Here is an 11,968-nt window from a genome sequence, read left to right as displayed (position 1 = left end):
GGGCAATATTCTGCTCAAGGCGAGGTGAATAGATTGCCGACGTGACCTTACCAATCACCTTGCCATCGCTTTCAACCGGCCAGAAGGTCGTATTTGAAGCCGCCAGCGGCGCACCATCAATGACCAGACCCACCTGTTTGCGGGTGACGCCGTGCTGGCGAATTTTAGTCAGCGCCGCCTTACCGATAAAATCAGCATCCATATCCAGATCGATCAAACGGTCAAGACCCAGTTCGAATGGATTGGTGTTGATATCCATATCGGCATGATAGGACAGCATACCCCCTTCGATCCGGCGAATTGATGATGTATGACCTGGCTGCAGACCAAATGGCGCGCCAGCTTTCATGATCGCTTCCCAAAGCTGATCGCCCTTTGACCCGTCACGCAGATAAATTTCATAGCCCAATTCGCTTGACCAGCCAGTCCGTGACACCACCAGCGGGATGCCCTCAAATTCAAGCTCAGCCAGCCAGTAATAGCGCAAGTCAGATACTACATCGCCAAAAAGCGCATGCGCAATATCGCCAGATTTTGGCCCCTGCAACTGTAGCGGTGACACATCAGGCTCGGTGATTGTTACATCCATGCCCGCATTGACCGCAACGCCCTGTGCCCAAAACAGAATGTCGCTATCAGCCAGCGAAAACCAGAAATGGTTTTCACCAAGGCGCAACATCACCGGATCATTCAGCACACCGCCTTTTTCATTGGTCAGGATCACATATTTACACTGGCCAACAGCGCATTTGGAAATATCTCGCGGGCTAAGCATCTGGACAAAGCGTGCTGCATCCGGCCCGGTGATTTCAACCTGACGTTCGACCGCAACATCACACAAGATCGCATGATTGACCAGATTCCAGAAATTCTGCACCGGATCACCAAAATCACGCGGAATATACATATGATTATAAACCGAATAGCCCGCCGCGCCCCAGCGCATCGTCGCGTCAAAATAAGGTGATTTGCGGATCTGAGTTCCGAATCCTACCGCGTCAGTATTCTGGGTATCTTTCGCCATGGCTTGCCATCCTTTTACGACCCTCAAACAGGTCAAAATCTAACTATACATCACACCGGTTATAGAGATGGTATGTCCTGCACATGTCATAAAGGCCCTAGCCCGCATAAAATAGCTTATGAACGCCTTATTTCATCTAAAAATAGAAGTTATGGGGCGTTATTGCCTCTGTAAAGTAGCCCATTTTAGATAAGTTAGGCTAATGTCTGCATGTTCGGCAACCCCAACAAAGGCAGGGATGTCATTTATGCTGGGTTTCATGAACGATGCGGACTTTTTTTGAATGTTGTTCTTAAATTCAATCTAATTTACTGTCTGATATTATTCTTAATGTCAAAAGGCAAGATGATGACCGAAGTAGCTCCTGAAAACGATTTCGAGTCGATCCCTGGCACCTATGTGCAAGACGCCGCGCATTACCAGAATGGTTATGGGTTGAACATGTTCTGCATGTCGCTGAATAATGCCGAAAACCGTGCCAAATTCAAAGACAGTGAAACCGCATATATCGATCAATTTGACATGAGTCCTGCTCAGCGCACCGCCGTTCTAGAACGTGACTGGCTGGGCATGTTACAGCTTGGCGGTAATATCTATTACACCTTTAAGATCGCCGCCTTTGACGGGCTGAATATGCAGCAGGTTGGTGCCAAAATGTCAGGTACCGGCATGAGTTTTGAAGACTTCCAGCAGATGATGCTGAATGGTGGCCGCCCAATTGACGGTAACCGCTACAAAGAGGAAACCGATAATGGCTAAAATTTTTTCAGGCATGGGCACTTCGCATATTCCAGCTGTTGGCGCCGCCATCGACCATGGCAAGCAAGGTGAGGATTACTGGCAAGATTATTTCAAAGGGCTTGAGCCCGCGCGCACATGGCATGCCCAAAACAGACCCGATGTGGTTATCATTGTCTATAATGACCATGCGTCGGCCTTTTCACTCGAGCAGATTTCAACCTTTACCATTGGCGTGTCGAACAAATTCCTGCCTGCTGATGAAGGCTATGGTCCGCGTAAAGTGCCTGTCGTTCAGGGGCATCCGGCACTGGCATGGCATCTAGTGGAAAGTCTGGTACTTGACGAATTCGATATGGCGATCAGCAACAATATGCCAGTTGATCACGGGCTGACCGTGCCGTTATCAGTGGCCTATGACACCCCCGAAGAATGGCCGGTAAAGGTAATTCCGCTTTGCGTGAATGTGATTCAATATCCGCAACCAACGGCAAAAAGATGTCATGATCTGGGCGTGGCAATCCGCAAAGCCATTCACAGTTATGGCGAAGATATCAATGTTTCAATCTGGGGCACGGGCGGCTTATCGCACCAGCTTCAGGGTGAACGCGCCGGGGTTATCAATGCCGAGTTTGATACTGTTTTCATGGATAATCTGGTCGCTGACCCAATCGCCAACACCAAACTCACCCATGCCGATTTTATTCGTGAGGCCGGATCCGAAGGAATCGAGATGATTATGTGGAATATCATGCGCGGTGCTATGGCACCAAAAGTCGAGGAGCTATATCGTTTCTATCATGTGCCAGTGTCCAATACGGCTTATGGGCTTCAGATTTTAAAAGATAGCGAATAGACGCAATATTATCAGGGAGTGGTTTATGCGTAAGGTACGAGTTGGCATTGCGGGCGCGAATGGGGCTTTTGGTTCCAAACATATGGATGCTATCAGCGCCATCGAAGATGCCGAGATTTCCGCCGTTATGGCTACGTCAATGGCCAAGGCAGATAAGGCGGCTGATCGGCTTGATGTGCCGCATCGTTTTGATGATTTTGACGCCTTTCTGGCCTGTGATGATTTGGATGCCGTTATTCTGGCAACGCCAACGCAACTACATGCAACACAAGGGCTGGCCGCAATGGATGCTGGCAAGCATGTGTTGATCGAGATTCCGATGGCTGACACGCTGGCTGACTCACAAAGGCTGGTGACACGTCAGGCCGAAACCGGATTGACCGCCATGGCAGGACATGTGCGCCGCTTCAACCCGTCGCATCAATATGTGCATAATGAAATAAGCACCGGAAAGCTATCGATTCAGCAGATGGATGTGCAGACCTATTTCTTTCGCCGCAGCAATATGAATGCCAAGGGCGAACCACGATCATGGACTGATCATCTGCTATGGCATCATGCCTGTCATACGATCGATCTGTTCATGTATCAGACCGGTGAAATGGTTACCGAAGCCCATGCTGTTCAAGGGCCTGTTCATCCTGAGCTTGGCATTGCCATGGATATGTCAATCCTGATGAAAACACCCAGCGGTAAAATCTGCACCCTTTCACTATCCTTTAATAATGACGGACCTTTGGGGACTTTCTTTCGCTATATCTGCGATAACGGCACTTATGTAGCACGATATGACGACCTGTTTGACGGGTATGATGCGCCAATCGACGTGTCAAAAGTTGCGGTGTCGATGAATGGTATCGAATTGATTGACCGTGAATTTATCAGCGCGATCAAAGAAGAACGCGAGCCAAACAGTAGTTTGGCGCAATGTCTGCCAGCAATGCAGGTGATGCATATGATCGAAGAAAAGATGAGCGCATAGTGAGCAACCAGACCGCCATTCCCTATATGCAGATGCGCGGCGGCAGTTCTAAAGGGGTTTATTTTCTGTCCACTGACCTGCCTGCTGACCCGATCACGCGTGACAATCTATTGAAATGGGTGATGGGGGCACATGGTGACCCACGTCAGATTGACGGGCTTGGCGGCGGCGATCCACTAACGTCAAAAATAGCGATTATTGAAATATCACAGCATGATGGTTGTGATATCGATTATAGTTTTGTGCAGGCACTCGTTGGCGAGGATCGACTTGATGACACGCCCAATTGCGGGAATCTGCTGTCGGCGGTGGGTGCCTTTGCGCTGGAAAGCGGCCTGCTGAGGCGAAGCGGCGATAGTGCCGATATCGATGTCTTTATGACCAACAGTAGCAAAAGATGCCAACTTAGTTTTCCCATCAAGAACGGTCTGCCGGTCTATGATGGGGCGGCGCGCATAGATGGCGTGTTTGGCACGTCAGCCCCGGTGGTCTGTCATTATGCCGATCTGGCCGGTTCTGCCTGCGGGTCATTATGGCCAACCGGATCTATCCGTGATGATTTTCTGGGCTTTAGCGCCAGCTGTGTTGATAATGGCATGCCTGTTGTCGCTTTGCGCGCCGAAGAATTTGGCATTAGCGGTCGGGAAACACCTGACGTTTTGAATGCGAATGATGATTTAAAGCAAAAACTAGAAGCGGTGCGATTGCTGGCTGGTGCGGCGATGGGGCTAGGCGATGTGACAGGCAAGACCGTGCCCAAGATGTGCCTGATATCTACGCCCATCAATGGCGGCGCCATCCATACGCGCACCTTTATCCCAAAGACATGCCACAAGGCTATTGGCGTGCTTGGCGCGGTCTCGGCAGCTACGGCGGCGATTCATCCGGATAGCGCCGTATATGATCTTGCTATCATGCCACAGGCACCGACAGAGGCACAGGAAGATACGCAAGAGACACAGACAGATGTGACGATAGAACATCCGTCAGGTGTTTTTGATGTCACGCTGCGGCTGTCGGCAGGTCGTGATTTTGAAATTCTGGGCGCAGGTTTGCTCCGGACAGCACGCTTGCTGGCCCGTGGTGAGGTTTTTGTTCCCCTGTCAGTCTGGAAAGGCGCATAGAATGGTAGATGCAACAGAAACAAATGTGACTGGCAAAAAAAGCTGTATGCCGCCCGATCCCGATACGCGGACGCCAGCATTTACCGCTCCCGCCAAATCATGCGACGCGCATTGCCATGTGTTTGGCCCGCATGATCTGTTTCCCTATCACCCTAGCTCGACCTATCATCCTCCCGATGGCCCGCGCGAGAAGCTGGCCGCACTACATGGCAAGCTGGGCATTGAGCGCGCCGTCATCGTTCAGGCAAGCTGTCATGGTCCTGATAACCGGGCGATGCTGGATGCGATCAAACATAATCCAGATAATTACCGCGGTGTATGTATCGCGAATGACAGCTTTTCAGATGAAGATTTTGCCGATCTGGATGCAGGCGGTGTTCGTGGTGTGCGGTTTAACTTTGTCACGCATCTAGGCGGCACCCCCGATCTAGAGATGATGAAGCGTGTACTTCAACGCGTGCAGCCGTTAGGCTGGCATCTGGTGATACATGTGAATGCCGAGGATATCATCAGTTTTCAGGATTTCTTTCTGCAATTCGATATGGATATCATCGTCGATCATATGGGGCGTGTACCAACCAGCGCCGGTGTGCATCAAGACGCCTTTCAAATTCTGAAACGGTTTTTGGAGCGTGAAAACTGGTGGGTGAAAATCTGCGGGTCGGAACGCATTTCGGCTGCTGGTCCCCCTTTCTATGACGCGGTGCCCTATGCACAGGAACTGCTGGAAATTGCGCCTGATCGCACGTTATGGGGAACTGACTGGCCACATCCGAATATCAAAAAATTCATGCCTAATGATGGCGATTTGCTTGATCTGGTGCCGCTGCTGGCACGCGATAAAACTCTGCAACGCAAAATTCTGGTTGATAATCCAGCACGGCTTTATGGGTTTGACGACGCATAATGCCTGTGGGTTGAAAGGATAGATTATGATTATTGATTGCCACGGCCATTACACAACAACACCACCAGCTGTCGAAGCCTATCGCAATGCGCAAAAAGACGCGCTGGCGCAAAACCCCGACCATCTATTTGAAAAAGGTACGATGGCGGTGACGGATGATGAAATCCGTGACTCGATTGCCAATAACCAGCTTAAGCTACAGCAGGAACGCGGCACCGACCTGACAATCTTTTCACCACGGGCAAGCTGGATGGGACATCATGTTGGCAATGCCAGCACATCGGCTGCCTGGACCGCGCATTGCAACGATCTGATCAAGCGCGTCTGCACATTATTTCCGGATAATTTTGCGCCAGTCTGCCAGTTGCCGCAAAGCCCCGGTACCAGCATCGATAATAGCATTGCCGAATTGACCCGCTGCGTCGAGGAGATGGGCTTTATTGGCTGTAATCTGAACCCCGATCCATCAGGCGGTTTCTGGCAGGACGCCCGGCTTGGTGATCGGTACTGGTATCCGTTTTACGAAAAAATGGTCGAATATGATGTGCCCGCCATGATCCATGTATCAGGCGCATGCCAGCATGCGCTGGACACGACATCCAGCTATTATCTGGGTGCCGATACAACCGCGTTTGTGCATTTCATGTTTTCAGATGTTTTTGTCGATTTTCCCGAACTGAAATTCATCATCCCGCATGGTGGTGGTGCGGTGCCGTATCATTGGGGACGGTTTCGCGGTATTGCCCAGGATAAAGGCCTTGGCGATCTAAACGAACGTGTGTTGAATAATATCTTTTTTGATACTTGTGTTTATCACCAGCGTGGTATTGATCTGTTACTCGATGTCATCCCGGTCAAGAATATCCTGTTTGCTTCAGAAATGATCGGCGCAGTGCGCGGCATTGATCCGCATAGCGGGCATTATTATGATGATACGAAACGCTATATCGATGGCAATAAGGCGCTGGATGATGCGCAGAAGAAAATGATCTTTGAGGGTAATGCCCGTGCGGTATTCAGCCGGTTGGCGCTATAGAAAAGCGCTTTTTTGCAACAAAAATGTAACATTATGTGGTTACGTTTGAGTTTGATTTAGTGGGTATAGTGGTATGTTTATGTTTCGTGCTGTTATGGGTTGGATTATCTTGATAGCTGTTATCGGTTTGGCTATCGTAAGCAACGACACGGCACGTCATTTCATCGATATGCCATCATTTTTGGTTGTTGTGCTTGGCATGATTGCTTTTGTGATCGCCGCCCCGTCTGGCCCGATCAACCGGCTGGAATATGCCGCCAGCGGCGCGGTCACATCTGGCTGGCTTGGCTTTGTCATTGGGCTCGTCATTACCCTGCGTAATGCTGAATCTTTCGAAGCGACTGCAATAGCACCAGCATTATCGATCACGGTTCTGCCAGTTTTCTATGGCTATATGATTTCGGTTTTGATGAGCTTTATGGCCAATGCGTTAGATGATACGCCAGATGACCTATAGTCTAGCCCCACATAGAAAGTGGCATAAATTCATGAAACGGCGTATCATTACGTCAGACGATATGCGCGCTGCGTATGGGGTAAAGGCAAATGGCCAAAGACGACTATAATGAAAAAGACTGGCTGGCGTTAGAACTTGAAGAAACGCTGGAAGAAATGTTCGAGACCGAATTCAGCGAACCCATGCTGTCACCTGAACTTCGGGAGGCACTGCGCGCGCGTAACGCCGAACATCTTGATAATCAGACCTATTATCGGAACCTGTTGCGCCTGCAATCGGAAATGATCAAGTTGCAGGATTGGGTGGTTGCACACAACGCCAAGATACTGATCATTTGCGAAGGCCGTGACAGCGCTGGTAAGGGCGGCGTGATCAAACGGATCACCCAGCGTATGGATCCCCGTGTTGCGCGTGTGGTGGCTCTGCCCAAACCATCAGAGCGCGAATTAAGCCAATGGTATTTCCAGCGTTATGTGCCACATCTGCCAGCTGGGGGTGAAATCGTGCTGTTTGACCGGTCCTGGTATAACCGCGCTGGTGTCGAACGCGTCATGGGCTTTGCCAGTGATGAACAGGTTGAACAGTTTTTTCAGGATGTAACCGAATTTGAACGGATGCTGATCCGTTCGGGTGTTATCGTACTTAAATACTGGTTTTCAATTACCGATGAAGAACAGCAATTACGGTTCCAGATGCGTATCGAAGACCCGATGAAACAATGGAAATTATCGGCTATCGATCTGGAAGCGCGCATCCGCTGGGAACAATATACAACCGCCAAGGAAGAAATGTTCGAACGCACATCCTTTCCCGAAGCGCCATGGTATATTGTTGAGGGGAATGACAAAAAGCGTGAGCGGCTGAATTGTATGGAACATATTCTGTCAAAAATTAACTATCATGAAATTCCGCATAAAAAGGTCACACTGCCTGAGCGCGTATTCAAGCCAGATTATGAAAGGCGCGTGCTACCTGACGATCTATATGTGCCGAAAGTGTATTAGCCTATTTAGACAACAACCATTACATAGGGCGTTTTGATGACGTTATAAACCGGTTTGCAAGGCGGATACAGGCTATATTTCCAGTCTGACGCAAGACTAATATAATATCATCAAAAGGCCTGATGACGGCTGGTGCTATTGCAGCACATGAAACTCCCTATCATCAAGAACATTTATCATACAACACAGTCCAGCCTAGTGGAAATTGACCTCAAACAGAACTCAATACCATGCATCAGGCAGTTCCGCCTTGCGCTTGGCAACAAAGGCTTCTAGCGCGTCTTTTATGGCCACGTCAATCGGTGGTGGCTGATAGGCCTCAAGCATGCCCGTCCATCGGTCATAAGCGCGGCGGCGCATATCTTTTGCGCCGGTTTCCTCCCAGCTTTCGACATTTTCGCTATTACTGAGTTGGGGCTCGTAAAAGGCATCGCGATAATTGCGCATCGTATGATCGCATCCCAGAAAATGGCCGCCTGGTGCCACCTCGTCATAGGCGTCACGCGCTAGAGCATCGTCAGACACATCAAGGCCTTGCGCCAGAACTTTCTGATAACTGCCAAGCCGGTCAGCATCCATCACCAGCTTTTCAAAACCGGTACATAACCCGCCTTCAAGCCAGCCCGCCGCGTGAAGCACGTAATTAGCCCCTGCCAGCATCGTCGAATGCATCGAGTCTGCCGATTCATAGGCCGCTTGCCCGTCCTCGATCTTGGATGCGGTCAATGACCCGCCACATCGCAAAGGCAGACCTGCCCGCCGCGCCAGCTGGCCAATCACATAATTAGAAATCACCGGTTCAGGCATACCAAAGGTTGGCGCCCCCGATTTTAATGACATAGAGGACAGAAAATTACCCAGCACAAATGGCGCGCCCGGACGGATCAGCTGGGCATAGGCACAAGCCATCATCGCTTCGGCCATCGCCTGTGCGGCACTGGCGGCGGTGGTGACAGGCCCCATCGCACCCGACAATATAAAGGGCACCACAACAATCCCCTGTCCGCGCCCGCAATAGACCCGTATCGCCTGCGTCACGACCTTGTCGATCAGCAAGGGCGAGTTGGTGTTCACATTGCCCATACTCACGCAATGTTCGGCCATCACATCGCGGCCAAAGACAATCTCGGCCATATCGACGCTATCTTGGGCACGGCTCATCTCGTTGATCGCGCCTAGATGCGGCTTGTCGCTGAGCGTCATATGCGCCAGCAACATATCCAGATGCCGTTTGCTGACCGGCACATCGCATGGCTCACAAGTGACAAAGCCGCCATGATGCAGATGCGGCAACATATAGGTCAGACGCACCAGATCGTTGAAAGCGGCAATATCGCCATAACGCCGCCCATTTTCCAGATCACGGACAAACGGCGCGCCATAGACCGGGGCAAAGACTTGATTCTGGCCCCCTATGGCGACGGAACGTTCGGGATTGCGCGCAAGTTGGGTAAATTCAGGCGGTGCCTTGCGGCAAAGATCGCGTATCCAGTCGGCTGATGCGCGCACGATATTGCCATCCTCCCCGCCAATGGTCGCGCCTTCACGCCGCCATAGATCAAGCGCTTGCGTATCGTCAAAAAAGGCGATGCCTTTATCCTGTAGAATCCAGTCAACCTGCGCTTCGAGGCGGGCGACCTGCTCGGCATCCAGAATGTCATAAAAGGGAATGTGGCGCTTTACATACGGCGATGCGGGCGCAAACCCAGCCGCGCTATCCCTGTCTTTGGATGCTGATCCCCTAGCCCTAGATGATCTACGCGCCATAATCCCCCCTTTGACCCGATAGAAGCAGATGATGACAGATTATCGGGATCGTCCACCACAATCCCATCATCTTTGTGACCCGGCATCTATGTGACCAGTTATCTATGTCACAAGTCATCTATGTCACCAGCTATCTATATCAAAGGTATGACGCGCATCATGCGTGATTAAACCGCGTCCGCTATATTTTGTCGCGCGTTCGACATGAAAGCGGATTTGGGATTGGATGGGTAGTGCTATCCCCCCTACACCATCACCTTTGGGGTCGCGTCGATCAGCGTTTTTGTATAGGCCTCTTGCGGGCTACGAAACAGCGTTTCCGCCGCATTCGCTTCTATCAGACGGCCATGTTTTAACACGCCGATATGATGTGCCATCACCCGCACCACCGCCATATCATGCGAAATGAACAGATATGTCAGCCCCAATTCGCACTGTAACTCTTTTAGCAGATTAAGCACCTGTGCCTGTACCGATACATCGAGTGCCGAGGTGGGTTCATCGCACACCATAAATGCCGGATTCGAGGCCAGCCCGCGGGCAATCGAAATGCGCTGCCGCTGGCCACCGGAAAATTCATGCGGATATTTGGCCGCATCAGACGCCGACAACCCCACCTGATCAAGCAATTCACGCACCCGCCGGTTCTGGCCTTGTTCATCGCTGATCAAATCAAACGCACGGATCGGTTCAAGCAGAATGTCATTCACCCGCCAGCGTGGATTGAGTGACGAATATGGCGACTGGAACACCATCTGCAATGTCTGCCGCACAGCCTGCAACGAGACCGCATCCTGACTGGTATTCAGATTATGACCATCGATCGTCACGCCGCCTGCATCCGGCCTCATCAAACCAACAACCATGCGGGCTATGGTTGATTTGCCCGAGCCGCTTTCACCCACCAGCGCATAGGTTTTGCCGCGGGGAATTTCAAAGCTGACCGCATCAACCGCAACCAGTTCCCGTTTTGGCATACCGGTCAACTTGCGCACCAGCCACGGATCGGACAGATCAAAGCGTTTGGTCAGATGTTCACAGATTACCATAGGCGTGGTCATGCGCTGGCTCCCATGAATAGATGACATGCTATATCATTTTCAAAGATAGGTGTTGTGGTGCGGCATTGGGGTTTGCAATCACCACAACGGGGATGAAACCGGCATCCGGGCGGCAAGGCATCAAGCGACGGCATCGCCCCTGGAATCTGTGGTAAAGTGCTGTCAGCGCTGACATGATCAAGCACCGGCGTTGAGGCGATCAGCCCCTTAGTATAGGGATGGCGTGGCTGCTTTATCACATCGCTGGTGGTGCCAATTTCCATCATCCGGCCAGCATATAAAACCGCGACACGGTCAGTGGTTTGGGAAATGACGCCCATATCATGGGTAATCAGAATAACCGAGGCGCGGCGCTTTTGACATACCGCGCGCAAGAGATCTAGTACCTGTGCCTGGATCGAAACATCAAGCGCGGTGGTGGGCTCATCAGCGATGATCAGATCGGGTTCTGCCGCCAATGCCAGCGCAATCACCACACGCTGGCGCATACCGCCTGAAAACTCATGCGGATAGGAATTAAACCGGTCAGGATCAATACCGACTTCGCTTAGGCCAGCAACCGCCTTGTTGCGCGCTTCGGTCAGGCTGAGATCAAGATTATGTTGGATCGTTTCGGCCAGTTGATCACCAACAGTACGCAACGGGTTGAGGCTGGTTAGCGGATCCTGAAATATCATGCCCACTTCCTTGCCACGCAGATTGGTGCCATAGTCGGCTACCGGTCGGCCTTTCAGCTTGATTTCGCCACTGGCTATATAACCTGGCGGATCGATCAACCCCATAATCGCCGCACCCGTGACCGATTTACCAGCACCAGACTCACCGACAAAGCCCAGAATCTCGCCTGGTTCCATGGTGACTGACAGGTTATCAATCGCTTTCAGCGCTTTACGACGGGTCTGAAACACGACATTAAGATCGGTGATTTCAAGAAGCGGTGCCATTATTTCAACCTTGGATTCCCATTATTTCAACCCTGGATTCCCATTATTTCAACCTTGGATTCAAAGTG

At 51.0% G+C, this 11,968-nt stretch carries 12 protein-coding genes; 8 read left to right on the top strand and 4 right to left on the bottom strand.

From position 1 onward, the window contains the following. A partial coding sequence (locus ACTF7Q_RS09060) for a glycine cleavage T C-terminal barrel domain-containing protein (protein ID WP_438997521.1) occupies positions 1-1,024 on the bottom strand: 1,024 nt, incomplete at its 3' end. Between the two features lie 345 nt (positions 1,025-1,369). Here ACTF7Q_RS09060 and ligA point away from each other — a divergent pair. The 8 genes from ligA to ppk2 all read left to right on the top strand — a co-directional run bounded on the left by ligA (position 1,370) and on the right by ppk2 (position 8,128). Beyond that, positions 1,370-1,783 carry a protocatechuate 4,5-dioxygenase subunit alpha gene (gene ligA / locus ACTF7Q_RS09055; RefSeq protein ID WP_438997522.1) on the top strand — a complete coding sequence of 138 codons (414 nt, stop codon included), beginning with the start codon at positions 1,370-1,372 and terminating at the stop codon, positions 1,781-1,783. Further along, positions 1,776-2,618, top strand: coding sequence for a class III extradiol dioxygenase subunit beta (locus ACTF7Q_RS09050; protein ID WP_438997520.1), 843 nt, complete (start codon positions 1,776-1,778; stop codon positions 2,616-2,618). Before ligA ends, ACTF7Q_RS09050 begins: the two co-directional genes overlap by 8 nt. 25 nt (positions 2,619-2,643) lie before the next feature. After that, positions 2,644-3,600 carry a Gfo/Idh/MocA family oxidoreductase gene (locus tag ACTF7Q_RS09045; protein WP_438997519.1) on the top strand — a complete coding sequence of 319 codons (957 nt, stop codon included), beginning with the start codon at positions 2,644-2,646 and terminating at the stop codon, positions 3,598-3,600. Next, positions 3,546-4,724 (top strand): PrpF domain-containing protein, encoded by a 1,179-nt coding sequence (locus ACTF7Q_RS09040; protein WP_438997518.1) that lies wholly within the window; start codon positions 3,546-3,548, stop codon positions 4,722-4,724. Before ACTF7Q_RS09045 ends, ACTF7Q_RS09040 begins: the two co-directional genes overlap by 55 nt. A gap of 1 nt (position 4,725) precedes the next feature. Then, positions 4,726-5,631 (top strand): amidohydrolase family protein, encoded by a 906-nt coding sequence (locus tag ACTF7Q_RS09035; protein ID WP_438997517.1) that lies wholly within the window; start codon positions 4,726-4,728, stop codon positions 5,629-5,631. Positions 5,632-5,656: 25 nt separating this feature from the next. Next, complete coding sequence (locus tag ACTF7Q_RS09030) at positions 5,657-6,667, top strand: amidohydrolase family protein (RefSeq protein ID WP_438997516.1); 1,011 nt, start codon at positions 5,657-5,659, stop codon at positions 6,665-6,667. 73 nt (positions 6,668-6,740) lie between these two features. Further along, a complete protein-coding gene (locus ACTF7Q_RS09025) occupies positions 6,741-7,124 on the top strand; it encodes a hypothetical protein (RefSeq protein WP_438997515.1) in 384 nt (127 codons plus the stop codon). A gap of 89 nt (positions 7,125-7,213) precedes the next feature. Continuing rightward, positions 7,214-8,128 (top strand): polyphosphate kinase 2, encoded by a 915-nt coding sequence (ppk2, locus tag ACTF7Q_RS09020; protein WP_438997514.1) that lies wholly within the window; start codon positions 7,214-7,216, stop codon positions 8,126-8,128. A 222-nt stretch (positions 8,129-8,350) separates the two neighbouring features. Here ppk2 and ACTF7Q_RS09015 read toward each other — a convergent pair whose 3' ends face one another. From ACTF7Q_RS09015 to ACTF7Q_RS09005, 3 genes are all read right to left on the bottom strand, one after another. Beyond that, a complete protein-coding gene (locus ACTF7Q_RS09015; RefSeq protein ID WP_438997513.1) occupies positions 8,351-9,895 on the bottom strand; it encodes a trimethylamine methyltransferase family protein in 1,545 nt (514 codons plus the stop codon). A 245-nt stretch (positions 9,896-10,140) separates the two neighbouring features. Next, positions 10,141-10,956: an ATP-binding cassette domain-containing protein gene (locus ACTF7Q_RS09010; protein WP_438997512.1), complete on the bottom strand. Its 816-nt coding sequence runs from the start codon at positions 10,954-10,956 to the stop codon at positions 10,141-10,143. Next, positions 10,953-11,900 (bottom strand): ABC transporter ATP-binding protein, encoded by a 948-nt coding sequence (locus ACTF7Q_RS09005; RefSeq protein ID WP_438997511.1) that lies wholly within the window; start codon positions 11,898-11,900, stop codon positions 10,953-10,955. The genes ACTF7Q_RS09010 and ACTF7Q_RS09005 overlap by 4 nt, the downstream gene beginning before the upstream one ends. Positions 11,901-11,968 lie beyond the last annotated feature (68 nt).

Source organism: Puniceispirillum sp. (SeqCode) (genome assembly GCF_965657105.1).
Classification (GTDB): domain Bacteria; phylum Pseudomonadota; class Alphaproteobacteria; order Puniceispirillales; family Puniceispirillaceae; genus Puniceispirillum.
The sequence above is the reverse complement of the archived record's forward strand: the minus strand, read 5'-3'. Positions and strand labels throughout refer to the sequence as shown.